Source organism: Thermomonospora cellulosilytica (assembly GCF_014138835.1).
Taxonomy (GTDB): domain Bacteria; phylum Actinomycetota; class Actinomycetes; order Streptosporangiales; family Streptosporangiaceae; genus Thermomonospora; species Thermomonospora amylolytica.
On sequence record NZ_JACJII010000001.1, the window covers coordinates 652,937 to 678,327 of the forward strand.

General features: G+C 73.4%; 19 protein-coding genes and 1 riboswitch. Of the genes, 9 read left to right on the forward strand and 10 right to left on the reverse strand.

Going from position 1 to position 25,391, the window contains the following annotated elements:
• The first annotated feature begins 133 nt into the window (after positions 1 to 133).
• Complete coding sequence (locus HNR21_RS03120; RefSeq protein ID WP_182708459.1) at positions 134 to 5,308, forward strand: DNA repair ATPase; 5,175 nt, start codon at positions 134 to 136, stop codon at positions 5,306 to 5,308.
• A gap of 166 nt (positions 5,309 to 5,474) precedes the next feature.
• The gene (locus tag HNR21_RS03125) at positions 5,475 to 6,758 is read left to right on the forward strand and encodes an ABC transporter substrate-binding protein (protein WP_312880815.1); all 1,284 of its coding nucleotides are present in this window, start codon (positions 5,475 to 5,477) and stop codon (positions 6,756 to 6,758) included.
• A 5-nt stretch (positions 6,759 to 6,763) separates the two neighbouring features.
• Here HNR21_RS03125 and HNR21_RS03130 read toward each other — a convergent pair whose 3' ends face one another.
• The 7 genes from HNR21_RS03130 to HNR21_RS03160 form a co-directional block, all read right to left on the reverse strand.
• Positions 6,764 to 7,501 (reverse strand): hypothetical protein, encoded by a 738-nt coding sequence (locus tag HNR21_RS03130; protein WP_182703962.1) that lies wholly within the window; start codon positions 7,499 to 7,501, stop codon positions 6,764 to 6,766.
• Between the two features lie 256 nt (positions 7,502 to 7,757).
• Positions 7,758 to 7,940, reverse strand: coding sequence for a hypothetical protein (locus HNR21_RS03135; RefSeq protein WP_182703963.1), 183 nt, complete (start codon positions 7,938 to 7,940; stop codon positions 7,758 to 7,760).
• Between the two features lie 127 nt (positions 7,941 to 8,067).
• Positions 8,068 to 10,446: a SpoIIE family protein phosphatase gene (locus HNR21_RS03140; protein ID WP_182703964.1), complete on the reverse strand. Its 2,379-nt coding sequence runs from the start codon at positions 10,444 to 10,446 to the stop codon at positions 8,068 to 8,070.
• Between the two features lie 25 nt (positions 10,447 to 10,471).
• Positions 10,472 to 14,737 (reverse strand): HAMP domain-containing protein, encoded by a 4,266-nt coding sequence (locus tag HNR21_RS03145; protein WP_182703965.1) that lies wholly within the window; start codon positions 14,735 to 14,737, stop codon positions 10,472 to 10,474.
• Positions 14,738 to 14,935: 198 nt separating this feature from the next.
• Positions 14,936 to 16,558, reverse strand: a complete 1,623-nt coding sequence (locus HNR21_RS03150) for a DNA translocase FtsK 4TM domain-containing protein (protein ID WP_182703966.1) — start codon at positions 16,556 to 16,558, stop codon at positions 14,936 to 14,938.
• 189 nt (positions 16,559 to 16,747) lie between these two features.
• A complete protein-coding gene (locus HNR21_RS03155; RefSeq protein WP_182703967.1) occupies positions 16,748 to 16,903 on the reverse strand; it encodes a hypothetical protein in 156 nt (51 codons plus the stop codon).
• A gap of 513 nt (positions 16,904 to 17,416) precedes the next feature.
• Entirely contained in the window at positions 17,417 to 18,166 is a 750-nt protein-coding gene (locus HNR21_RS03160; RefSeq protein ID WP_182703968.1) for an ABC transporter permease, read from the reverse strand.
• A 112-nt stretch (positions 18,167 to 18,278) separates the two neighbouring features.
• Here HNR21_RS03160 and HNR21_RS03165 point away from each other — a divergent pair, with 112 nt between their 5' ends.
• Positions 18,279 to 19,151 carry a polysaccharide deacetylase family protein gene (locus HNR21_RS03165; protein ID WP_119728002.1) on the forward strand — a complete coding sequence of 291 codons (873 nt, stop codon included), beginning with the start codon at positions 18,279 to 18,281 and terminating at the stop codon, positions 19,149 to 19,151.
• Between the two features lie 52 nt (positions 19,152 to 19,203).
• Positions 19,204 to 19,536 (forward strand): YnfA family protein, encoded by a 333-nt coding sequence (locus HNR21_RS03170; RefSeq protein WP_119728001.1) that lies wholly within the window; start codon positions 19,204 to 19,206, stop codon positions 19,534 to 19,536.
• Positions 19,537 to 19,557: 21 nt separating this feature from the next.
• Here the strand turns inward: HNR21_RS03170 and HNR21_RS03175 are convergent, their stop codons facing one another.
• The gene (locus HNR21_RS03175) at positions 19,558 to 19,908 is read right to left on the reverse strand and encodes an ArsR/SmtB family transcription factor (protein ID WP_119728000.1); all 351 of its coding nucleotides are present in this window, start codon (positions 19,906 to 19,908) and stop codon (positions 19,558 to 19,560) included.
• A gap of 56 nt (positions 19,909 to 19,964) precedes the next feature.
• Positions 19,965 to 20,146, forward strand: a riboswitch (cobalamin riboswitch).
• 34 nt (positions 20,147 to 20,180) lie between these two features.
• On the opposite strand from HNR21_RS03175, the gene HNR21_RS03180 reads away from it, so the two are divergent.
• The 5 genes from HNR21_RS03180 (at position 20,181) to HNR21_RS03200 (ending at position 23,415) form a co-directional block, all read left to right on the forward strand.
• The gene (locus HNR21_RS03180) at positions 20,181 to 20,858 is read left to right on the forward strand and encodes an energy-coupling factor ABC transporter permease (RefSeq protein WP_119727999.1); all 678 of its coding nucleotides are present in this window, start codon (positions 20,181 to 20,183) and stop codon (positions 20,856 to 20,858) included.
• 61 nt (positions 20,859 to 20,919) lie between these two features.
• Positions 20,920 to 21,234 carry an energy-coupling factor ABC transporter substrate-binding protein gene (locus tag HNR21_RS03185; RefSeq protein ID WP_119727998.1) on the forward strand — a complete coding sequence of 105 codons (315 nt, stop codon included), beginning with the start codon at positions 20,920 to 20,922 and terminating at the stop codon, positions 21,232 to 21,234.
• Entirely contained in the window at positions 21,235 to 21,975 is a 741-nt protein-coding gene (cbiQ, locus tag HNR21_RS03190; protein ID WP_182703969.1) for a cobalt ECF transporter T component CbiQ, read from the forward strand.
• 20 nt (positions 21,976 to 21,995) lie between these two features.
• Positions 21,996 to 22,805, forward strand: coding sequence for an energy-coupling factor ABC transporter ATP-binding protein (locus HNR21_RS03195; RefSeq protein ID WP_182703970.1), 810 nt, complete (start codon positions 21,996 to 21,998; stop codon positions 22,803 to 22,805).
• A 154-nt stretch (positions 22,806 to 22,959) separates the two neighbouring features.
• Complete coding sequence (locus tag HNR21_RS03200; RefSeq protein ID WP_182703971.1) at positions 22,960 to 23,415, forward strand: DoxX family protein; 456 nt, start codon at positions 22,960 to 22,962, stop codon at positions 23,413 to 23,415.
• 2 nt (positions 23,416 to 23,417) lie between these two features.
• Here HNR21_RS03200 and HNR21_RS03205 read toward each other — a convergent pair whose 3' ends face one another.
• Both HNR21_RS03205 and HNR21_RS03210 read right to left on the reverse strand, forming a co-directional pair.
• A complete protein-coding gene (locus HNR21_RS03205) occupies positions 23,418 to 24,740 on the reverse strand; it encodes a YibE/F family protein (RefSeq protein ID WP_312880816.1) in 1,323 nt (440 codons plus the stop codon).
• A 57-nt stretch (positions 24,741 to 24,797) separates the two neighbouring features.
• Positions 24,798 to 25,385 (reverse strand): TMEM165/GDT1 family protein, encoded by a 588-nt coding sequence (locus HNR21_RS03210; protein WP_119727993.1) that lies wholly within the window; start codon positions 25,383 to 25,385, stop codon positions 24,798 to 24,800.
• Positions 25,386 to 25,391: the final 6 nt, after the last annotated feature.

Consider the following 25,391-nt stretch of genomic DNA (forward strand, 5'->3'; position numbering starts at 1 on the left):
CCTCAGCGCCTCGGGGGCGAGGCTCTGAGGGTCACCCGCAACCAACAACGACCTGGAACGACCAGCCGCACGAGTAGGACGCAAGGAGACGCCCGTGACGGAAACCGCTGCCGAGGCCGGGGTGCAGGCGGGCATGGACACCGGGACGTACGAGGTGCTGCGGGCCCGGCTGGAGGAGCAGGCGGCGGAGCTGGCGCGGCGGGCCGAGGGGCTGAACGCGCGGCGGATCGAGGTCTTCGGCGGCACCGAGCTGCGGCTGCTGGGGACGGAGCGGATCCGTACCGACAACAACTGCGTGCCCCGCGACATCGTGCCGGTGGCGGGGGCGGCGGTGCCGGTGGACCCGGCGGACCCGGCGCCGGGGCGGCAGTCGGGGCTGATGCTGTTCGGCTACAACGTGTTCATCGGGCTCAAGCCGGAGACCACGGTCGACGACGTGTTCTCGGTGCACCGGTTCACCCGGGACGGGGACGCGTTCCGGTTCACCGGCGTGTCCCCCGACCAGGTGCCGGGGCTGCTGCTGGACCCGCGGTTCCGCAAGGACTTCGCGGAGCTGTACCGGTACTACCGCGACACCCGGCTGATGCAGTTGCGGCGGCTGGACGGCAAGCTGCTGGCGGTCTTCCAGACCGGGGCGCGGACCACCGACATCCGGGTGCTGCGCTGGAAGGTCGACGCCGACGGGACCGTCGAGTACATCGACGCCCGGGGCGAGCGCGACCACGTCTTCCCGCCGTCGCACGACTTCGAGTGGGTGGAGACCACCCGCGAGCAGCACGTGATGGGCCGGTATCCGCACATCTCGATCGAGGACGAGGTGTTCGTGGAGACGGTCGGCGGCGACCTCACCATCAAGATCGAGAACAACACCGAGACCGGCGAGGGCGTCTACAGCGAACCGGTGGACGAGCCGCTGCAGAGCCTGGCCGACGCGGACGTGCACTACGCCCGGGTCGGATCGCTGATCTGCCTGCGGATCCGCCCGTACAACGAGGACGAGTGGCGGCACCTGGTCTTCAACACCCGCACCAAGGACGTGGTGCGGCTGGACGGGATCGGGCAGTCCTGCCGGCGGCTGCCCGAGGACCACGGGCTGATCTTCCCGGGCGGCTACTACCTGACGACCGGGGCGGCGCGGACGTTCGACACCGACGTGACCGGCCTGGAGTTCGAACGGGTCATCAGGTCCACCAACGGCGAGGACGTGCTGTACGTCTTCCACGCCCACGCCGAGGGCCGCACCCTGCTGCTGCCGTACAACGTGATCCGCAAACAGGTCGCGGCGCCGCTGGTGTGCCACGGCTACTCGCTGTTCGACGACGGCACGCTGGTGGTGTTCCGGGCGACGTCACAGGAGCCGACCCGGGTGCATCCGATGCAGGTGTGGCAGACGCCGTACCTGTCGGACGCCTACGCCGCCGCGCAGCCGGTCGGCACCGGCCCGCTGGAGCGGGTGGGCAACGCCGAGCTGGTGCGCGGCATCTCCGACTGCCTGTCGGTGTCCCGGATGGTCGGCGAGATGACCCCGTCGGCCGCGGTGTACGAGGGGCTGATCGCCGCCTGCGTCCGGGTGTTCGACCACTACCACTGGCTGGGCGAGCCGGAGCTGGGCGACCTGCGGGCCCCGCTGGCGGCGGTGCGGTCGGCGGCCGAGCAGGTGCTGGAGGAGTTCGAGAAGGTCCAGGCGCTGACCGCGCAGGCCGCCGCCGCGGTGGACGAGGCCGCGAGCGAGATCGCCTCGCTGGTCCGGCTGGTCCGCGGCGAGGCGCCCCAGACCGCCGACGCCTGGGTGGACCGGCTCGCCGCCCTGCGCCGCGAGCAGGGCCACCTGGTGACGCTGCGCGAGATGCGCTACGCCGACACCGGACGGCTCGACCGGCTGGCCGCCGACCTGGACGACGAGCTGGCGTCCTCCGGGCGGCGGGCGGTGGCGTTCCTGCAGGGCGAGGACGCGTTCACCGGCTACCACGACGAGGTGGAACGGCTGGTCGCCGAGGCGTCCGGGATCACCTCGGTGGCCGCCGCCGAGCCGCTGGCGCGGCGGCTCGGCGAGCGGTCGGCGGCGCTGGAGACGGTGACCGACGTGGTCGGGTCGCTGCAGATCGCCGACGCCACCGTGCGGACCCGGATCCTGGAACGGATCAGCGAGGTCCTCGGCGGCCTCAACCGGGCCCGCGCCACCCTGGAGGCGCGCCGCCGGGAGCTGCTGGCCACCGAGGGGCGGGCCGCGTTCGCCGCCGAGTTCGCGCTGCTGGGGCAGGCGGTCACCGGGGCGCTGGCGGTCGCCGACACCCCGGACCGCTGCGACGAGCAGCTCGGCCGGCTGATGCTGCGGCTGGAGGACCTGGAGACCCGGTTCGGGGACTTCGACGACTTCGCCGCCGAGCTGGCCGCCAAGCGGGAGGACGTGTACGAGGCGTTCTCCGCCCGCAAGCAGGCGCTGCTGGACGAGCGGGCCCGCCGCGCCGACCGGCTGGCCGCCTCCGCCGCACGGACCCTGGCGGGGGTGCGGCGCCGGGTGGCGAACCTGTCCTCGCTGGACGAGATCAACGCCTACTTCGCCGCCGACCCGATGGTGGCCAAGCTCCGCCGGGTGGCCGCCGAGCTGCGGGAGATCGGCGACGCCGTACGGGCCGAGGAGCTGGAGGGGCGCCTCAAGGCCGCCCGCCAGGAGGCCGGGCGCTCCCTCCGCGACCGCCAGGACCTGTTCGCCGACGGAGGCGAGTCGATCCGGCTGGGGCGGCACCGGTTCGCGGTCAACACCCAGCCGATCGACCTGACCCTCGTCCCGCACGACGGGGCCATGGCGTACGCGATCACCGGGACGGACTACCGGTCGCCGGTGCGGGATCCGGAGTTCGCGCGGACCCGGGCGTTCTGGGACCAGCTCCTGGTGTCGGAGTCGCCGGAGGTCTACCGGGCCGAATACCTGGCGACGTCCATCCTGGCGCTGGCGGAGGCCGGGGCGGACGGGCTCTCCCTGGAGACGCTGCACGAGGCCGCGGCCACCGAGGGGGAGCTGACGGCGATCGTGCGGCGGGTCGCCGAGTCCCGCTACGACGAGGGGTACGAGCGCGGCGTCCACGACCATGACGCCGCGCTGATCCTGGGGACGCTGCTGCGCCTGCACTCGGCCGCCGGGCTGCTGCGCTACCCGCCCGCCGCCCGCGCCGCCGCCCAGCTCTTCTGGGCGTACGGAACGGACGAGGCCGACCGCACCCGCTGGACCCGCCGGGCCGCATCCCTGGCCCGCGCCCGCACCGCGTTCGGCGCCTCCCCCGCCATCGCAGAGCTGTGCGCCGAGCTCTCCGAGGCGATCGCGGCGTTCGCCACGCGATACGGCCTGCCCCTCTCGCCGCCCGGCGTCCGTCCGGCGGACGACGCCCACCCCACCGACACGGCGCCCTCGGCGAACGGCCGGCATCCCGCCGAAGCGTCCGGCGACGCCGCGCTCCCGGCGACCGACCGGCACCGCGCCGACACGGCGCCCTCGGACGGGCGGCCCGGCTCCCCCGACGCCCCGACGCGCCGGGTCGACCCGCTGGCCGGGGAGTACCTGTTCGAGGAGCTGGCTTCGACGCCCGCCGGGTTCGTCACCGGGGCGGGCGCGCGCACGCTGCTGGACCGGTTCCGCCGGGCGCTCGGCGGCGCGGGCTCCCGTGCCCTGGCCGAGTTCACCGACGACCAGCGGGCGCTGGGCGACGACCTGGCCGCCCGGCACCAGCTCGTGGAGTCCTGGCTGCTGGCGTTCCTGGACGCCGGGCAGGACGGCGAGGCCCTGCGGATGGACCTGCCGGAAGCCGTCGCGATCGAGCTGGCCGGCGCCGCCGTCCAGCGGCACGACTCGTCCGCCTCGCTGACCGCCGCCGTCGAGGGCCTGCTCGGCGCGCATCCACGTGTCGCCGACCGGCGTCTGGAGTTGCGTCTCGACGAGGTGCTGGCCCGCACCCGCGCGTTCCGCGGCGAGCGCGTCCCCGCCTACCGGGCGTACCAGAAGAGGCGCACCGAGCTGGTGGCGCGGGAACGGGAGCGGCTGCGGCTGGAGGAGTACCGGCCCAAGGTGATGAGCGCGTTCGTCCGCAACCGGCTGCTGGACGAGGTGTACCTGCCGCTGATCGGCGACAACCTGGCCAAGCAGCTCGGGGCGTCCGGCGACGCCAAGCGCACCGACCAGATGGGCCTGCTGCTGCTCATCTCCCCGCCCGGCTACGGCAAGACGACCCTGATGGAGTACGTCGCCAGCCGCCTGGGCCTGGTGTTCGTCAAGGTGAACGGCCCCGCGCTCGGCCACTCCGTCACGTCGCTGGACCCCGCCGAGGCGCCCGGCGCCACCGCCCGCCAGGAGATCGAGAAGATCTCGTTCGCCCTGGAGTGCGGCAACAACACGCTGCTGTACCTGGACGACGTCCAGCACACCAACCCCGAGCTGCTGCAGAAGTTCATCTCGCTGTGCGACGCCCAGCGCCGCATGGAGGGCGTCTGGAACGGCCGCACCCGCACCTACGACCTGCGCGGCAAGCGCTTCGCCGTCTGCATGGCGGGCAACCCGTACACCGAGGCGGGCAGGAGGTTCCGCATCCCCGACATGCTCGCCAACCGCGCCGACGTGTGGAATCTGGGCGACGTGCTGTCCGGCAAGGAGCACCTGTTCGCCCTCAGCTACATCGAGAACGCCCTGACCTCCAACCTGATCCTGTCACCGCTGTCCACCCGCGACCGCGGCGACCTGGAGCTGCTGATCCGGCTGGCCGAGGACGACGGCACCGTCCGTCCCGACCGGCTCTCCCACCCCTACTCCCAGGTCGAGCTGGACCAGATCGTCTCCGTGCTGCGCAAGCTGCTGCGCGTCCAGCGGATCGTGCTGGCCGCCAACCGGGCCTACATCGCCTCGGCCGCCCGGTCCGACGACTCCCGCACCGAGCCCCCGTTCCAGCTCCAGGGCTCCTACCGCGACATGAACAAGCTGGCCGAGCGCATCGTCCCGGTCATGAACGACGAGGAGCTGGAGGCCCTCGTCGACGACCACTACCTGGCCGAGTCCCAGACCCTGGCCTCCGGCGCCGAGGCCAACCTGCTCAAGCTCGCCGAACTCCGCGGCACCCTCACCCCTGAGCAGGCCGCCCGCTGGCACGAGGTCAAGCAGTCCTACCTGCGCGCCAAGGCCCTGGGCGGGGGCGACGACGACGCCGTCAGCCGGGCGGTCGGCGCCCTGGGCCTGCTGGCCGACCGGGTCGCCGACATCGGGCAGGCCATCCACCGCGCCGCCGGCGATCTCGGCGTCCGCGACACCGGGCACCGCCGCGACTGACCCACGGCGGACCGCACGAAACCGCGCGTATGCCGCGAGGTCGCACATGTTGTGGCATAGCGGTTGTGATCTGTCGCACATCCGGCCAGACTTTCGGTTCGCCGATACCGAGACCAGGGCTCGGCGCGCTCGGGATGGACGCCGATGGCGAGCGGATGGAGGGTCAGTGAAGCGACGCGGGCACGGAATCGTCGGCGGACTGGTGGCGCTGGTGCTGGGGCTGACGGCCTGCGGGGGCGGCGCGGACCCGGACGCGGCCCCCGGCGGACCCGGCGTGACGCGGGAGCCGTGCCCGAACGCGGTGAACCCCGACAACGGCTGTATCTACCTGGGGATCATCTCCGACCTGAGCGCGGGGCCGTTCCACGAGCTGGGCAAGCCGATCACGCACGCGCAGAAGGCGTTCTGGCGCCGGGTCAACCAGCAGGGCGGCATCGGCGGTTACGACATCGACGTCACCACCCACACCCGCGACTCCAAGTACGACCCGGCCACCCACAAGGCCATGTACGAGCAGATGAAGGACAAGGTGCTGGCGCTGGCCCAGACGCTGGGCTCGCCCACCACCGCGGCCATCCTGCCGGACCTGCGCAAGAACAAGATCGTGGCCACCCCGGTCTCGTGGACCTCGGCCTGGGAGTTCGAGGACGTGATCCTGGAGTCGGGGGCCAACTACTGCGTGGAGGCGATGAACTCCGTCGACTACGCGGTCGAGGCGTTCTCCGCCGAGAGCGTCATGGCCGTGCACTTCCCGGGGGACTACGGCGACGACGCCGCCGCGGGCGCGAAGATCGCGGCGGAGCGGCGCGGACTCGACTTCGCCCACCGGGTGACCGGGCGGGGCCGCCAGGCGCAGGCCCCGGTGATCGACGCCATCGTCAAGGAGGCCCCGGACGTGGTCCTGCTGACCACCGGGCCGGAGGAGGCCGCCGCCATCGTCGGGGAGACGGTCCGGCGCGGCTATCCGGGGCACTTCATCGGCTCCAACCCGACGTGGCAGCGGAAAATGCTGGACGGCCCGGCGGGTCCGGCGCTGCGGCAGCGCTACCTGCAGTCCGCGCCCTGGAAGCCGTTCGCCGTCGACTCCCCCGGGCACGCCGCGATGCGGCTGGCGGTCGGCGACGTGACCCCGAGCGACGCGATGACCTCGGGCTGGGTGTTGTCCTACCCCCTCAAGGCGGTGCTGCAGAAGGCCGCCGCGAACGGGGACCTCACCCGCGAGGGCGTGTTCCGGGCGCTCAAGCAGATCACCACGATCGACTACGAGGGCATCCTGCCCGCCACCGCCGGCGACTTCTCCGGCGACCCCAACGCCAACGCCTTCCGGCAGACGGTGCTGGGCCGCCCGGACCCCGGCGCGTACACCGGCATCACGGTCGTCAAGGAGTTCTCCGCCGGTCCCACCGCCTCCTCGTACGTCTTCACCGCCCCCTGCTACCAGACGCTCTGACCCGCTCAGTCCTCGACGACGCGGGTGCGGGCGGCGATCCGGCAGCCGTCCGGGAGGGAGCGGAACGCCGGGTACTGGTCCTGGCCGAGGTCGTAGTCGTCCAGGACCCGCTGGCAGGAGGGGGCGGCGAGGACCGCCTTCACCAGGTAGGTGTCGCCGTCGCCGCCCCAGTCCTGGCCGATGCCGGTGGAGCGGATGGTCCACCGGCCGTTCCCGGCGATGTCCTCGGGCCGGTAGTCGGCCAGATAGAACGTCCGGCGGTCCTCGGCGTAGATGAAGATCCGCAGGTCGTCGTCGCCGAGGTCGCGAACCGTCCCCTCCACCATGAAGTCGCGGTCGTCGGCCAGCCGCTGGCCGTCCTCGGGGAGCGTCAGCGTGACCCTGGCCCGGTGTTCCCGGTCCGGCTCGGGGGGCTCCTCGGCGGGTCGAGGGCCGGCGGGCGGGTCGGCCGTCTCGGCAGGGCCGGGATCGCTCTCGCTCTCCGACGGCGTGGGCGTCGGCGACGCCCACGCACTCGGCGGGGGAGACGGTGTCGACGACGGCAGGGGCGGCGCCGTGACGGGCGCGCCCTCATCGTCGTCGGCCGCCACCGACACGACCGCCAGCAGGAACGCGACCGCCATGACGGTCACCCCGCCGAGCGTGGCCAGGGAGCCGCCGACCGGCCGGGGGCGCCGTGGAACGATACGGGCGTGCTTGGGCCGGTGCGGAGCGGACTCCGGGCGCCGAGCCGTCCGTGCCATCAACCCGCCCGGCCGGAACGGCGGAACGACGACCGTCGGCCGCTCGACGGCGACCGCCCTCCGAACGCGACTGCACGTTCCACGCTGAGCTCCCTGCGGTCCAGCGGGCCCCCGTCCCGTCGTGTTTTTCCAGCGGTACCCTCCCGCCTCGGTCCGAGATCGTCAAGAGGCGTTACGAATGCGAAACACGAGAGCGGACCGCTCCATTCCGAGCTCGTCGTTCACCTCGCCCGCGAACCGTTGACGAAGTGCTCGGTCAGTAGCCTTTGAGCGCCAGCAGGGTCCCCACGTAAGCAAGCCCGACCGACAGAGCCACGATCCCCACCACCGTCCCGCCGGGACCGGTGGACATCAACAGCACAAAGACCGCCCCGACTGCGCCGACAACGACGATCACCAGGGCGGTGTAAGCGAGAGCCCGCAGCCAGAGCCTGTCCATAGGAGCACCTCTGCGGTGGGGTTTCAGAAGAAAGCGATTCTAACGCCCTGCGGCATATCGAGCCGACCTCCGGTAAGGGTCATCAATCGAAATGGCGACGAATGGTCATGCGCCGATCCGGGCCGCATCAGGTCAGGCGGACGCCGATGAGGCAGGTGTCGTCGTCGGTGTCGGCGTTGCTGTGCGTCAGCATGTGGTCCAGCCGCTGTTCCAGCGTGGCGGTGGGGGTCCTGGCGTTGTCGAGCAGGTGCTGCAGCGACTCCTCCACCGAACGGTCCCTCCGCTCCACCAGGCCGTCGGTGTACATCAGCAGGATGTCGTCCGGCTCGAGCTGGAGCTCGGCCTCCTCGTAGTCGGCCTCGGCCAGGGCGCCCAGCAGAAGGCCCGGCACCGCGGGCAGGGGGGCCGCCTCGTCGCCCCGGACCAGGACCGGGGGCAGGTGACCCGCACGCGCCCAGCGCAGGGTGCGGGTGCCCGGGTCGTAGAGGGCGCACAGGGCCGTGGCGGTGACGTTGTCGGTCAGGTGGTGGGCCACCTGGTTGAGCCAGGTGAGGAGCTGGGCGGGACCGGCGCCGGTGGTGGCCAGGCCGCGCAGCGCGTTGCGCAGCACGACCATGTCGGTCGCCGCCTCGATGCCGTGGCCGGCCACGTCGCCGACGCACAGCATGACCTGCTTGGACGGCAGCGTCACGGCGTCGTACCAGTCGCCGCCGACCATGTGGTCCTTCTCGGCGGGCCGGTAGCGGGTGGCGATGTGCAGGCCGAGCAGGTCCACCGGGCCCCGGGAGGGCGGCATGATCGCCTGCTGGAGCTGGCGGGCCAGCCGGTTGCGCTCGGCGGCATGCTGCTCGGTCTGGGCGAGCTGGTCGCGGGTGGCGGCCAGCGCGACCTCGGTCCAGTGCTGCGCCGAGACGTCCTGGTAGGCGCCGCGGACGGCGAGCAGGTGCCCCTGGGCGTCCAGCACCGGCTCGGCGATCACCCGCATGTGCCGGGTGATGCCGTCCGGGCGCAGCATCCGGAACGCCGCCGACGCCGGGCGGCGCTGGTGCAGCACCGCGCGCAGGAAACGGCCGATGGCGTCGTCGTCGTCGGGGTGGGCGTGCTCGGGCAGCAGCCGCAGCGGCACCGGCTCGTCGCCCGCCGACAGCCCGAACAGGTCGAACAGCTGCTCGTTCCAGGTGATCTCGCCGCTGAGGGCGTTCTCCTCGAAGCCGCCGAGGCGGATCAGGCGCTGGGCGTGCTGGAGCAGCCGGGCCAGCCGGGCGGCCTCGTCCTCCACCCGCCAGATCAGCAGGACGGCGTCGCCGAGCCGGTTGATGCTGATGTCGGCGGTGCCCGCCACCGGCACCTGGCCGACCAGGGCGGTCAGCGTCATCCGCTCGGCCCGGAACGGCTCCCCGGTGGCGTGCACCCGGGCGACGTTCTCGAACAGCCCGCTCTCCCCGGCGGCCATCGGGTACGACTCCAGCAGCAGCGCGCCGTTCACCGCGCTGCGCGGCCGTCCGGCGGGGTCGACGAAACGCCCGTTGGCGTGGTGGATGCGGAAGTCGGCGAGCCGCCCCTCGGCGTCCAGGTGCGGGGTCAGCACCAGGGCCGGGTCGTACAGCCCGTCGGCGAGGTCCACCAGCTCCACCAGGCTCTGGTCGACCTCCGGCGTCCACGGCGGCAGCGGGCTGAGCACGGGCGCGGGCCGGGTCTCCAGGGTGTGCGCGCACAGCTCGGCCAGCGCCTCGACCTGCCGCTCGATGGCGGGCGGCTGCGGCTCCAGCCGGTGCGGCCAGCAGATCTCCAGCACGCCGAGGATGCGCCCGCCGGTCCCGGCGGGCACCACGACCCGGCCGCCGTCCGGCAGTTCGCGGTGGCCGATGGACGGCAGCCCCGCCTGGGACAGCAGCGGGTACCAGCGGGTCCGCCGGTCCATCAGGGCATGGCGGGCCGGGGTCGCCACGCCCGGCGGGACGTACCGCCAGCGGCCGGGCTCCTCGGCGGAGAACCCGGCCCATCCGGCCAGGGTGAGCGAGGCGTCGGGACCGGCCGCCCACACCGCGACGGCGTTGGCGCCCAGCGGCGCCAGCGCGTTCTCCAGCAGCGACTGGGCGGCGGCCTGGGTGTCGGGGGCGGCCAGCGCGCCCACCTCGGCGGTGCGCAGCCGGACCGCCACGCCGGAGCGCGCGGCGACGGTGCGGGTGAGGAACTCCCGGGCCGCCTCGGTCAGCCGGTCCTGCGCCGCCTGGTCGACGATCTCGGCGGCCAGTTCCAGCGGGGTGCGGCCGGACTCGGCGGCCAGCGCGTCGAGCTGCCGGGCGGCCTCGGCCGGCCCGCACCGCAGCCGTTCCACCAGCACGCCGGTGGCCAGCTCGATCAGCGACCGGCCGTCGGCGGCGGCGTGCGCCTGCTCGATCTGCCGCCGCAGCCGCCGCACGGTCTCGGCGAGCCGGCCGAGACCGCCCTCGGCCTGCTCGCCGGACGCGGGCTCGGGCGGCCCGGACCGTTGGGGGGTGTACACGACATCGCTCCAATCGGCCGGGGACTCAGACGTTCAGCCAGCGGTGGATGCGGGCGATCAGGTCGTCGGCGTCGACGGGCTTGGTGACGTAGTCGTTGGCCCCCGACGCCAGGCTCTTCTCCTGGTCGCCGGGCATGGCCTTGGCGGTCACCATGATGATCGGCAGGTTCGCGTACCCGGGCATCCGGCGGATCGTCCCGGTGGCGGCGTAACCGTCCATCTCCGGCATCATCACGTCCATCAGGACCAGGTCGATGCCGGGGTTGGCGGTCAGCAGCTCGATCCCGGCCCGCCCGTTCTCGGCGTGCAGCACGGTCATCCCGTGCAGCTCCAGGATGCTGGTGATGGCGTACACGTTGCGGGCGTCGTCGTCGACCACCAGCACGGTACGGCCCGCCAGCGACCCGTCCACCTCGCGGAACGCCGGCTGCTGCGGCTCCTCGGGCCGCACCAGCGGCAGCACGCTGCCCGGCTCGTCGGCCGACAGGTGCAGCGTGATGCGCTCGCGCAGCTCGTCCAGGCTGGACAGCAGCTCCAGCGGTCGGCTGCGGGCGCGTTCGGCCAGTTCCCGCTCCTGCGCCGGGTCCAGCCGCCGGTTGTTGTGCCCGAGCACCGGGACGCCCCGCAGCGACGGGTCGCCGTCCAGCGCCTCCAGGAACGTCATCGCCTCCCCGCCGGGCATGTCCAGTTGCAGCACGATGCAGTGGCAGGACTCGGCGGCCAGCGCGGCGGCGGCCTCCTGGGCGCCGACCACCCCGACCACCTCGACCGGCCCGGCCGGACCGCCGCCGGCGGCCTCGCCCAGGTCGTTCACCGCGCTCTCGGCGACCAGGGACAGCAGCCCGTGCGCCCGTTCCTCGATCACCAGCAGCCGGCGCTGCCGGGCCGGCTGGGGCTCGGCGACGACGACGGACTCGGCCGGCGGCTCGGCCGGTTCGGTCCCTTCGGTCCCGGTGTCGTCGGCGTCGGCGGCCGACGCCACGAAGTCGGGCCGGGCGACCGGCAGGTACAGGGTGAAGGTGCTGCCCTCCCCGACCGTGCTCTCGACGTGGATGGCGCCGCCCAGCAGGTGGGCGATCTCCCGGCTGATGGACAGGCCCAGCCCGGTGCCGCCGTACTTGCGGCTGGTGGTCCCGTCCGCCTGCTGGAACGCCCCGAAGATGGAGTCGAGCTGGTGCTCGGCGATGCCGATGCCGGTGTCGGTCACCCGGAACGCGACGGCCTGGCCGTGCGCGCGGACCGCGGCGGGCAGCTCGGCCTGGTCGGCGGGCTCGATCCGCAGCTCCACCCCGCCGCTCTCGGTGAACTTCACCGCGTTCGACATCAGGTTGCGCAGCACCTGGCGCAGCCGGGAGTCGTCGGTGTACAGCTCCACCGGCAGGCCGGACGCCGTGGTGATCTTGAAGCTGAGGCTCTTCTGCGAGGTCAACGGACGGAACGTGGCCTCGACGTAGTCCAGCAGATGGCGCAGCTTGACCCGTTCGGGCTGCACGTCCATCTTGCCCGCCTCGACCTTGGACAGGTCCAGGATGTCGTTGATGAGCTGGAGCAGGTCCGAACCGGCCGAGTGGATGATGCTGGCGTACTCCACCTGCTTGGGGGTGAGGTTGCGGGTGGGGTTCTGGGCCAGCAGCTGCGCCAGGATCAGCAGGCTGTTGAGCGGGGTGCGCAGCTCGTGGCTCATGTTGGCCAGGAACTCCGACTTGTACTTGGAGGCCAGCGCGAGCTGCTGGGCGCGGGTCTCCAGCTCCTGGCGGGCCTGCTCGATCTCCAGGTTCTTGGCCTCGATGTCGCGGTTCTGGCTGGCCAGCAGCGCGGCCTTCTCCTCCAGCTCGGCGTTGGAGCGCTGCAGCTCCTCCTGCCGGATCTGCAGCTCCTCGGACCGGGCCTGCAGCTCGGCGGCCAGCCGCTGCGACTCGGCCAGCAGCTCGTCGGTGCGGGCGTTGGCGATGATGGTGTTGACGTTGACCCCGATGGTCTCCAGCACCTGCTGCAGGAAGTCGCGCTGCACCGGGGTGAACCGGTGCACCGAGGCCAGCTCGATCACCCCCAGGACCTGGTCCTCCACCACGATCGGCAGCACCACCAGGCTGGTCGGCAGGGTCTCGCCGAGCCCGGAGGAGACGGTCAGGTAGCCGGGCGGCATCTCGTCCACCATGATCGGCTGGCGGCTGCGGGCGGCCTGCCCCACCAGGGACTCGCCCAGCCGGAACCGGTCCGGCCGGTCCCCGCCCGCCGGGTAGCCGTACGAGCCGAGCAACGCCAGCTCGACGCCGTCGGGGGTCTCCTCGGCCAGGTAGAACGCGCCGACCTGGGCCTGCACCAGCGGGGTCAGCTCGTCCATGATCAGGGCGGCGACCACCGACAGGTCCCGGTGGCCCTGCATCAGCGAGGAGATCCGGGCCAGGTTGGTCTTGAGCCAGTCCTGTTCCTGGTTGGCCCGGGTGGTCTCGCGCAGCGACCGGACCATCGAGTTGATGTTGTCCTTGAGCTCGGCGACCTCGCCGGAGGCGTCCACGGTGATCGACCGGGTCAGGTCGCCCTCGGCGACCGCGCTGGTCACCTCGGCGATGGCGCGGACCTGCCGGGTCAGGTTGCCGGCCAGCTCGTTGACGTTCTCGGTCAGCCGCTTCCAGGTGCCCGAGACGCCCTCGACCTCGGCCTGGCCGCCCAGCCGGCCCTCGCTGCCCACCTCGCGGGCGACCCGGGTGACCTCGGCGGCGAACGAGGAGAGCTGGTCGACCATCGTGTTGATGGTGTTCTTCAGCTCCAGGATCTCGCCGCGCGCGTCGACGTCGATCTTCTTGGTCAGGTCGCCCTGCGCGACGGCGGTGGTGACCTGGGCGATGTTGCGCACCTGGCTGGTCAGGTTGTGCGCCATGAAGTTCACCGAGTCGGTGAGGTCGCGCCAGGTGCCGGCCACGTTCGGGACCCGGGCCTGGCCGCCCAGCATGCCCTCGGTGCCGACCTCGCGGGCCACCCGGGTGACCTCGTCGGCGAACGCCGACAGGGTGTCCACCATCGTGTTGATGGTCTGGGCGAGCGCGGCGACCTCGCCCTTGGCCTCGACGGTGATCTTCTGCGACAGGTCGCCGCGCGCCACCGCGGTCGCCACCTGGGCGATGGACCGGACCTGGCCGGTCAGGTTGGAGGCCATCACGTTGACGTTGTCGGTGAGGTCCTTCCAGGTGCCGGAGACCCCGCGGACGGTGGCCTGCCCGCCCAGGTTGCCCTCGGTGCCGACCTCGCGGGCCACCCGGGTGACCTCGTCGGCGAACGCCGAGAGCTGGTCGACCATCGTGTTGATGGTCTCCTTGAGCTCGGCGATCTCGCCGCGCGCGTCGACCCGGATCTTCTGCGACAGGTCGCCCCTGGCGACGGCGGTGGTGACCTGGGCGATCGAACGGACCTGGGCGGTGAGGTTGTCGGCCATGACGTTGACCGACTCGGTGAGGTCCTTCCAGGTGCCGGAGACGCCCTTGACGTCGGCCTGGCCGCCCAGCCGCCCCTCGCTGCCCACCTCCCGGGCCACCCGGGTGACCTCGTCGGCGAACGACGACAACTGGTCCACCATCGTGTTGACGGTGTTCTTCAACTCCAGGATCTCGCCGCGCGCGTCGACGGTGATCTTCTGCGACAGGTCGCCCTTGGCGACGGCGGTGGTGACCTGGGCGATGTTGCGGACCTGGGCGGTGAGGTTGCCGGCCATGAAGTTCACCGAGTCGGTCAGGTCGCGCCAGGTGCCGGAGACGCCCTTGACGTCGGCCTGGCCGCCCAGCCGCCCCTCGCTGCCCACCTCCCGGGCCACCCGGGTGACCTCGTCGGCGAACGACGACAACTGGTCCACCATCGTGTTGACGGTGTTCTTCAACTCCAGGAACTCGCCGCGGGCGTCCACGTCGATCTTCTGCGACAGGTCGCCCTTGGCCACCGCGGTCGCCACCTGGGCGATGTCGCGGACCTGGGTGGTCAGGTTCCCGGCCATGGCGTTCACCGAGTCGGTCAGGTCCTTCCAGGTGCCGGCCACGCCGTGCACCTCGGCCTGGCCGCCCAGCCGGCCCTCGGTGCCGACCTCCCGGGCCACCCGGGTCACCTCGGAGGTGAACAGCGACAACTGGTCCACCATCCCGTTGAACACGGTGGCGATCTCGCCCATCAGCCCGTCGGCGTCGTCGGGCAGCCGGGTCCCGAAGTCCCCGTCGCGCACCGCGGTCAGCCCGTCCAGAAGCTGCCGCAGTTCGGCCTCGCCGACCGTCCCGTCGGTCCGCTCGCTTACCGCAGCGTCACCCATGTCCTCACCCTGTCCGGCTCGTCGGCCGGGAGACAGCGCCGTCAACCGTCTCCCGGCAGCCGACCCTAGCCGCCGAATAGTTTCCACGCTGCAACTAAAGCGCAGACCAACGAACTTTATCTCAGGAATCGGCTTACCTGAGCCGGTCAGCGCATCACAGGACAAAACTCCAGCCCGCGGGCTGGGGTGAACGCTCCCTCAGGGCTGTTGCGCGTTCCGTTCCCCGGGCTCGCGGTCGCCGCCGCCGGCCAGGAAGCCGAGCACGCGGCCGAGGCGGTCGGGAACGCTCTGCAGCGGCGTGGCGGTGGCGACCAGGACGCCGAGACCGCCGACCGCCAGCAGCAGGGGGATCGCGGCCCACGCGGTCAGGGCCGACTCCAGAGGGGCGCCGACGAGCCAGCCGAGGACGCCGCCCGCCCCGCGCACCTGGTCCATGCCGGTGAAGGGGTCGGGGCTGTCGGCGGCGGCGTGGATGACGCCGAGCACGCCGATGCCGATGATGGCGGAGCCGACCAGGATGCGGATGGTGCCGGTACGGCGCTCGGGACGGCGGAAGACGCGCGCGGCCAGCAGCGCGACCGCGATGGGCAGCACGTAGGCGCACAGGCCGAACGCACCGCGCAGCAGGTCCGCCACCGCCGTCGTGAACGTGGTCTCCGTCCGCGCCCACAGCAGTCCGCCCAGCGTGATCGCGGCGATGACCAGCGTCAGGCCGACGCCGTCGCGGCGCTGCGCCGGATCCACGTCACGGCCGGCGCCGCCGGGTGCCCGCAGCAGCCAGCCCACGGCCGACGCGACGGCGTTCCACACGCGGGTCACGGTGCGGGCGGGACGGCCCTGCAGGCGGGCGACGGCGCCGTTGATCGCCTGCACCGCCGGCGGGGGCGGCTCGGCCGCCCGGGCGGGCGGCGGGCCCGGCGGGGGACCCGGCGGCGGGCCGGGCGGCGGGGCCGCGGCGAACGGGCGGGTCGGGGCGGGCGGGCTCATCACCGGTGTGACCGGCGCAGCCAGGGCGGTCAGGCGGGCCAGCACCTCGGACATGGCGGGCCGGGCGGCGGGGTCCTTGGCCAGCAGCCGCAGGGTCAGGGCCTCCAGCTCGGGGGGGACGTCCGGCCGGAACGCGGTCGGCTGCGGCGGGGCCTCGCGCAGGTGCTGGTTCATGAACGCCGCCATCGACGGGCCGGTGAACGGCGGACGGCCGGTCAGCAGTGCGTAGAGGGTGCAGCCCAGCGAGTACAGGTCCGAGCGCTCGTCGCCCCGCTCGCCCCGGTACTGCTCGGGGGCGGTGTACGGGGGCGTGCCCACGATGATGCCCATCGGGGTGAGGTCGGAGGCGGCGTCGGCGAACCGGGCGATGCCGAAGTCGCAGATCTTGACGCCGCCCTCGGCCAGCTCCATCAGGTTGGCGGGCTTGATGTCGCGGTGCACCACGCCCTTGCGGTGCGCGTACGCCAGCGCCTCGGCGACCTGCCTGACCAGCGACACCGCGTGCGGTACGGACAGCCCGTCCGGGTGCGCCTCCAGCAGCGCCCCGAAGTCGCGGCCCTCCAGCAGCTCCATCACGAAGAACGGATGCCCCTCGTGCTCGCCCATCGCGTGGACCACGGTGATCCCCGGATGCTGCAGCGACGCCGCCGCCTGCGCCTCGCGCCGCAGCCGCCGGATCAGCTCCTGGTCGATGCCCAGGTTGGACAGCACGATCTTGACCGCGACCCGCCGGCCGAGCGACAGGTCGTCGGCGGCCCACACCTCGCCCATGCCGCCCTGGCCCAGCCGTCGCACCAGCCGGTATTTGCCGTCCAGTACCGCTCCAGGCTCCACAGCCCCGCCTTTCCCCGGGTCTTCGGACCATACCGGGACACCGCACCCCTTTGACTCCGCCGCAGGGCGGAGAAGTTCCGCCGCACTGGAGAGGGAGGCCCGGGAAATCCGTCGCTCCGGGGACGGGCTCACCGCGGTGGCCCGCCGGCCGGTGAGCGGTCCCCGGACCGCTCACCGGCGTGTGGTTCCTCAGTGGCGGCGCCCGCCTGCGCCGCGCTTGCCCATCAGGCTGCGGAGCTTGGCGCGGGCGCGGGGGTCGCGGGCCAGCCGTTCGGCGTGGGCGCGGGCCTGGCGGCCCTGCGGGGTGTGCAGGAATCGCCTGATCTTCGTGACGATCGAGGCCATGGTCGTCCTCCCCTTCCGGGGGTCGGCGGAAGCGTTCTCGTGCGCTTCCGTACCCGGTCAACGAGAGACCATGACGATGCGTTCCGCCGAGAGAACGGGGCGGCGCCTCCCGGACCGTGCGGGACGTGTTCTGAGCATGACCCCGGTCCGGGAGGCGCCGCCCGGCGGGACACCATGCCGCCACTATTGCGAACGGTTCGCAGTTACGGCAAGACTGCGGAACCGCGCACGGAGCGTCGGCGCGCACACCGCCCGCGTGACGGAACGGCCGGACGGAACGCGTGAACGAGTGACCCGCCAAAGCTGACACATGTTGTGAATAACTGTAGACAGTGAGTCACTTCACGCATTTCATACCGCGAGTTATCGTCGAAGCCCTTGCCGGACCGCGGCCCGACTCGCCCCCGGACCGCCGGGACGGCAAGGGGCACTCCGGAGGGAGCAGGCGGCCGGAGCAGGCGTACAGCGTTCCTCACCCCATGCGCCTGGAAAGCCGTTACTCCGGCCGCCCGCTCATTCGGCCTCATGCAGCCGGCCGGTGGCGACCAGTTCCAGGGTCGCCAGCACGCAGACCGCCTCGGCCGCCAGCAGCCCGACCAGCACCAGCAGCTGCGTCGCGCCCGCCTCCACCGGGCTCGCCCCGCCCAGCAGCACCCCCACGAACGCGCCCGGCAGCGTCACCAGCCCCACCGTGCGGGTCTGGTCCAGCGCCGGGACGAGCGCCAGCGCCGCGACCGGACGGCACACCTCCAGGGCCGCGTCCCGGGGCACCAGCCCGAGCGCCAGCGCCGCCTCGTACTCGCCGTGCCGGGTGCGCAGCTCGTCCAGCGTGCGGCGGCCGGTCAGCGCGGTCGCGGTCATCGCCCCGCCGATCAGGATCCCGGCGATCGGCAGCACCGCCACCGGCCGGGCCGGCACCACCCCCGACAGCACCACCAGCGCCAGCACCGGGCCGACCCCGGCGGCGATGGCCAGCCCGGACCAGCCGGCCGCCCTCGCCGAACGCCGCCCGGCGATCCGCCCGGCGGCGGTGACCGCGGCGATCACCAGCATCAGCGCGACGAACGCGGCCGTGGCGCCCGCGCTCCGCAGCACCGCGGCGATCAGCAGCGACACCGCGGCCAGCTGGCCCGCGGCGCGCCCGGCCGCCACCGCCACCTCCCGGGCCGCGCCGATGCCGCCGGCCCGCACCAGCAGCGCGGCCACCGCGGTCAGCGCGAGCAGCACCACCGCCAGCGGCACCCCCACCACGGGCGTCGCCATCGTCCTCCTTCACCTTCGCCCGGGGACGTTCCGGGCCTTCCCGGGGCGCCGTCGCCCGATCTGTGCCGAACACGCCGGTGTGACGGTAAAACGCCCTATACCTTTATTGGCCATGGACTTGAAGGAGCCGACGCGGCGCCGGTTGTTGTGGACGTTGGGGGCGATCGGTTTCGCCGTGGCGGCCTCGTCCGACAGCGTGCGCGGCGCCGCCGGGACGGGCGGGCGCGGACCCGCCGCCCGGCCGACCCCCACCCCGGCTCCCTCGGGTTCGCGCCCGTTGCGCGCGGCCGGCGGGCCGCACGCGCCCGGGCGGCCCCCGGTGGTGACCCCCGCCGTGATCCTGCCCGGCCACCCGGCGTGGAAGCCGACCCCGGCGCCGCGCCGCAAGGAGGCGGTGACCAACCTCAGGGAGCTGGGTCCCGGACGGCCGCCGGGGACGATCTCGCTGACCATCGACGACGGCCCGCACCCGGAGTACACGCCGCAGATCCTGGACCTGCTGGCCGAGCACCGGGTCACGGCGACCTTCTTCGTGGTGGGCGAGATGGTCAGGGAGTACCCGCTGATCACCCGGCGGATCGTGGAGGCGGGGCACCAGATCTGCAACCACACCATGAGCCATCCGTCGCCGTTCGACCGGATCGGCTCCCGGCGGATCCGCCGGGAGATCGCCGAGGCCCACGAGCGGATCGCCCAGGCCACCGGGGTCACCCCGAAGTTCTTCCGGGCGCCGGGCGGGGCCTGGTCCAAGCAGGTGTTCGAGACGACCGCCGAGTTCGGGATGATCCCGATCGGCTGGGAGGTCGACCCGCAGGACTGGCGGCGGCCCGGGGTCGGCCGGATCAGGCGCGCCCTGCTGGAGTCCAAGGAGGGCGCGATCATGCTCTGCCACGACGGCGGCGGCGACCGCTCCCAGACCGTCGCCGCCCTCCGCCAGGTCCTGCCCCGGCTCAAGAAGCGCGGCCTGACCTTCGTTCCGCTGTAGCCCCCGGCGACCGGGGCACGGGCGGGACGGGCGGGATGAGAGGGTGCGGTCCATGACCGTGCTGCGTTCGCTGGTGCTGTTCGGGTTGGCCGCGCTGGCCGAGATCGGCGGGGCGTGGCTGGTCTGGCAGGGGTGGCGGGAGCATCGCGGCCTGCTGTGGATCGCGGCCGGGGTGCTGGCGCTGGGGGCGTACGGGTTCGTGGCGACGTTCCAGCCGGACCCGCACTTCGGGCGGATCCTGGCGGCGTACGGGGGCGTGTTCGTGGCCGGGTCGCTGGCGTGGGGCGTGCTGGTCGACGGGTTCCGGCCGGACCGGTGGGACCTGGCGGGCGCGGCGATCTGCCTGCTGGGCGTCGCGGTGATCATGTACGCGCCGCGCGGCTGACCCGCGTCTTCGGGGAACGGGTCAGGAGGCGGCGGCCGCCAGCAGCGGGCGGATGGCGGGGTCGGCCAGCCGGTAGCGGACGATCCGGCCGTCGCGTTCGGGCTCCACCAGGCCGGCGGTGCGCAGCAGCCGCAGCGCGCGGGAGACGGCCGTGTCGGACATCCCCGAGGCGGTGGCCAGGTCGGTCACGCTGATCGGCCCGGCGGAGTCGATGGCCAGCAGCAGGGTGAGCCGGCCGGGGTCCGACAGCAGGTCGAAGCGGCGGGCCCAGGCCGCCACGCGGGCCGGGTCGCCGATGGCCGCGATCGCCTCGCACGGACGGTGGTCGTCGATGGGGGTCCGGTGGGCACGGTCGGCGGGAACCAGATGCACCTGTCCATCGTGCCAGAGATCCATATCCCCATACCTGCGCAACCGGGCAGGTATGGCTAGGCTGTCCGGGCCGTGGTGTTCGGGAATTCCGGTGCAAGACCGGAGCGGCCCTCGCCACTGTGATCGGGAGATCCCGCCGCTCGCTCCGCATGGAGGCCACTGGGCGCCCGCGCCTGGGAAGGTGGAGCGGCGGGCCGGACCCGTCAGCCAGGAGACCGGCCACGGCGCTCGACCACCGTCCACGAGGTGCTGGAAAGGTCCGGTGTCCGCCCGTGCACATCGCCGAGGGCTATCTCCCCGTCTCCCATGCCGTCGCCTGGTCCGTGGCCGCGGCCCCGTTCGTCGTCCACGGCGCGACGGTGCTGAGCCGCCGCGTCAAGGACTCCCCCGAGGACAAGCTGCTGCTGGGCGCGTCGGGGGCGTTCTGCTTCGTGCTGTCCGCGCTGAAGATCCCGTCAGTCACCGGAAGCTGCTCGCATCCGACCGGCACCGGGCTCGGCGCGATCCTGTTCCGCCCGCCGGCGATGACGGTGCTCGGCACCATCACCCTGCTGTTCCAGGCGCTGCTGCTGGCGCACGGAGGGCTGACCACGCTGGGCGCCAACGTGTTCTCCATGGCGGTCGCCGGGCCGTGGGCGGGCTTCGGGGCGTACCTGCTGGTGCGGCGCCTCGGCCTGCTCCCCGCGGTGTTCGCCGGGGCGTTCGTCGCCGACCTGACCACCTACTGCGTCACCACGGCCCAGCTCGCGCTGGCCTTCCCCGACGCCGAGTCCGGCTTCGCGGGGGCGCTGGCCAAGTTCGGCGGGATCTTCGCGGTCACCCAGATCCCGCTGGCGATCAGCGAGGGCCTGCTGACCGTCCTCGTCGTCCGGCTGCTGCGCACCTCCGCCGCCGCCGACCTGACCCGCCTCGGCGTGCTGCGCCCCGACCGCACGGAGGCGACGGCGTGAGGGACCGCATCGTGAACTGCCGCCGGTGCCGCGTGCCGCGCGATCGTAGGGAGGTGACGGCGTGAAGGGCCGCATCGTCAACCTGCTGCTGGTGCTGGCGGTGGTGGCGCTCGCGGTGGCGCCGCTGGCGATCGGGGCCGGGGACGGCAAGGAGGAGCCGTTTACCGGGGCGGACGGGCAGGCGGAGACCGTCATCACCGAGAACGACCCCGGCTACGAGCCTTGGTTCGCCCCGCTGTACGAGCCCCCGTCCGGGGAGATCGAGTCCGGGCTGTTCGCGTTGCAGGCGGCGCTGGGCGCGGGCGTGCTCGGCTACTGCCTCGGGGTCGTCCGGACGCGGCGCAGGCTGACCGCCGCCCGGCGGGACGACGGCTGAGTGCTCGCCATCGACGCCGCGGCCTACCGCAGCCCGTGGCGGCGGCACCACCCTGCCGCCAAGGCGCTGCTGGCCGGAGGACTGCTGGGCTGCGCGCTGGTGCTGCCGCCCTGGCCGGGGGCGGTGGTGACGGCGCTGGTCGCCCTGGCGGTGGCGCTGTGCTGGGCGCGGGTGCCGGCCCGCACGCTGCTGCGGGCCGCCCGGACGCCGCTGGGGTTCGCGCTGACCGGATCGCTGACGTTCCTGGTCACGGTGGGCGCGGACGGGATCGGCTGGGCGGACGGGGGGCCGCGGCGGGCCGGGGAGGTGGTGGCCCGGTGCGGGGCGGCGGTGCTGTGCCAGCTGCTGTTCGCCGGGACGACCCCGCTGGCCGACACCCTGCCCCGGCTGGTGCGGCTCGGGGTGCCCGCGACGCTGGTGGAGGTGGCGGCGCTGATCTACCGGATGCTGTTCGTGGTGCTGGACACCACCCGGCGGATCCGCGACGCCCAGGCCGGCCGGCTGGGCGCCCGGTCCCTGCAGGCGACCTGGCGTTCCCTGGGCGGGCTGGGCTCGGCGGTGTTCGTGCGCTCGTTCGACCGCGCCCGCCGGCTGGAGATCGGCCTGGCCGGGCGCGGCTACACCGGCGCCCTGACGGTCGCGGTCGAGCCGATCCCGCTGCGGACGCCGTTCCTGCTGGCCGCCCCGCTGCCCGCCGCCCTGGCGGTCACCGCCACCCTCGCCCTGGAACGCCTGCTGTGACTCGTCTTGAAAGGTCCGCCGTGACGCCGATCCTCAGTGCCCGGGAGGTCTCGTTCGCCTACGACGGCGAACCGCCGGTCTTCGGCGGGCTGTCGCTGGAGGTGCCGGAGGGACGGACGCTGGCGCTGCTCGGGCCGAACGGCGTGGGCAAGACGACCCTGCTGCGGCTGCTGACCGGAGGGCTGCGGCCGTCACGGGGACAGGTCCTGTGGCGGGGGTCGCCGGTGTCGTACTCGCGGCGGGGCCTCACCGAGTTGCGGACCCGCGTCCAACTGGTGCTGCAGGACCCCGACGACCAGTTGTTCTCGGCGAGCGTCGTGCAGGACGTGTCGTTCGGCCCGCTGAACCTGGGGCTGCCCGCCGACCGGGTGCGCGCGCGGGTCGCCGAGGCGCTGGCGGCCATGGAGATCGCCGACCTGGCCGACCGGCCCACCCATCTGCTGTCGTTCGGCCAGCGCAAGCGGGTGGCGATCGCCGGGGCGCTGGCGCTGCGCCCGGCGGTGCTGGTGCTGGACGAGCCGACCGCCGGGCTGGACCCGGCCGGGGTGGACGCGCTGCTGGCGACGCTGGCCGCCCTGCAGGCCGCCGGCACCACGATCGTGGCATCCACCCACGACGTGGACCTCGCCCACCGCTGGGCCGACGACGCCGCGATCCTGGCCGAGGGCCACCTGCACACCGGGAGGGCCGCCGACCTGCTCACCGACGAGGCGCTGCTGCGCGCGGCCCGGCTCCGCCCGGCCTGGGGCCCGGCGGTCGGGCGGGTGCTGCGCCGCCACGGCGTCCTGCCCCCCGGCGCCCCGGACCCGCGCACGCCCGCCGACCTCTAGTGCCGGCGTCTTCGCCCGGGGCCGCTTGACGGCACCCGCGCCGGGTAGTGATTCCTCTTTCAACCAGGCCGGGCCGGGACAGGCGGCCCGCACCGCCGGCGGCGGGCCGAGGCGCCCGGCCGGCCCACGCACACCGAACTCTCCTGGATCCACCATGAATTTCGCCGACCGTTTTCCCGTCCTCCGCGACATCGGACTCCTGATCGGCCGTCTGGCCCTCGGGGTGATCCTCCTCGCGCACGGGTTGCAGAAGCTCACCGACATCGGGCTCGGGGCCGTCGCCCGGGGGTTCGACGACCTGGGGATCCCCCTGCCCACCCTGGCCGCCTACTACGCGACCTGGGTGGAGATCCTGGGCGGCCTCGCCCTGATCCTCGGCCTGCTGGTGCCGGTCGCCGGGGTGCTGATCGCCCTCGACATGGCGGGGGCGTACTGGTTCGTGCACCGGGACGACGGGCTCTTCGTCAACGAGGGCGGTTTCGAGTTCGTCCTCCTCGTCGCGGCGACCGCGCTGCTGCTGGCCGGCACCGGCAGCGGGCGGTTCGGCCTGGACGCGCTGCTGTGGCGCGGCAGGACCCCCGCCCGCGGCCGTGCGGAGACCTCCGTGTGAGGTCAGGCGTACCGGTCGGAGTACGGCCAGCCGTGCGGCGGCAGGTCCGGTTCCCCGGCGGGCGCGGGCGGCCGGGGCGTCGCGGGCGTCGCGTCGTGCGGGTCGTCCTCCACCGGGGCGCTGCGGGAACGGACCAGGGCCGCCAGGGCGGTGGTGATGGGGACGGCCGCGATCAGGCCGAGGGTGCCGGCCACGCTGCGGACGATCTCCTGGGCGAGGATCTGCCCGGTCAGCACCTGGCCGAGCGGCTGCTCGCCGACGCTGATCAGGATCAGCAGCGGCAGCGAGGAGCCCGCGTACGCCAGGATGATCGTGTTGATCACCGAGGCGATGTGCGCCCGGCCGACCCGGGCGGCGGCCCGGTAGAGCTGCCCGAACCGGTACGCGGGGTTGGCGTGCGCCAGTTCCCCGACCGTGGCGGCCTGGGTGACGGTGACGTCGTCCAGAACGCCCAGCGAGCCGATGATGATCCCGGCCAGCAGCAGGCCCTGCAGGTTGACGTCGTAGCTGAGGCCCAGGTTGAGGGCGCTCTCGTCGGCCATGCCGGACAGGCGGGTCAGGCCGATCGCCACCGACGCCAGCACCCCGGTGAGGGCGAGGCTGGCCAGCGTTCCGACCAGCGCGATCGACGTCGCCATCGTCGGGCCGTGCGTCAGGTACAGCACCGCCAGCATGATCGCGGCGGAGCAGACGATGGCGGCCAGCAGCGGCGGCTGTCCGGCCAGGATCGCCGGGATCAGGAACTTCACCAGCAACAGGAAGGTGATCGCCAGCCCCACCAGCGCGGTCACCCCCCGCCAGCGGCCGAACGCGATCACCGCCAGCGCGAACGCCGCCCCGACCAGCCACATCCCGTTCGACCGGTCGTGGTCGGTGAGCTGGTACGGCGGGACGCCGCCGTCCGCGCCGGACGGCATGTGCAGCAGCACGACCTTGTCGCCGGGGTCGTACTCCAGCGAGCCGGGCCCGGTGGGCAGCGAGACCCGCACCGTGCCGCCCGCCTGCGGCCCGGAGGTCAGCCGCACGGTGGCGTCGCCGCACTTCTGGCCGGGTTGCGGGGTGGGCGCCAGCCAGTCCCCCTCGAACTCCCCGGCCTGCGCGCAGTCCTTGTGGGCGATCGCGGTGACCGTGCCGGTGACCCGGGTCATCTGCACCGGGTCCTGGCTCTGCCCGGCGGCCTTGGCGGCGTTCCCGTCCGGCCACATCCAGATCAGCGCGGCCAGCGTCACCACCGCCAGCGGGACGATGACCGCCAGCATGGCCCGTACCGCACCCGGCGGAGCGGGCGCCGTCCGGTGGTGGGAGTGGGAGTGGTCAGCGCCCACGGGCACCTCCTCGGTCCGGTCTCGGGAGTCCGGGGGCCGTGCCCCCGGGGCGGCAGGTCATCCGAACACCGCCTCGGCCAGCGTCCAGGTGGCCAGGACGAGCATGACAAGGCCGCCGATCCGCCGCACGACCTTGAGCGGGACCCGGTCGGCGATGAACCGCCCGGCCCGCAGCGCGAGCGCCGACACCGCCATCAGCGCCAGCAGCGCGCCCAGCGCCACCGGCAGCGGTTCCCGCGTGGCCGCCAGGTTCGCGGTGGCGATCTGGGTCAGGTCGCCCCACTCCCCGACGAACACGACGGTGAACGCCGTGGCGTACGTCGCCCAGGTCCCCAGCACGGGCGCCCGGGCGCCGGCCTCGCCGTCGTCGTCCTCGTCACCGCCTCGCAGCAGGGTATAGGCGCCGAACGCGAACAGCGCCGCGGCCACCACCCCGACCAGGGTGCGCGGCAGCAGCGACAGCACGCTGCCGGCGGCGACGGCGATGCCCACATGGATTCCGAACGCGCTGGTCGTGCCGAGCCACACCCACAGCGGGCGCATCCGGGTGCCCATGGCCAGCGAGGCGAACATGCTCTTGTCCGGCAGCTCGGCCAGGAAGATGACGACGAACGCGGTGAAGAACGTGACCAGGTTGAAAGTCATCCGCAG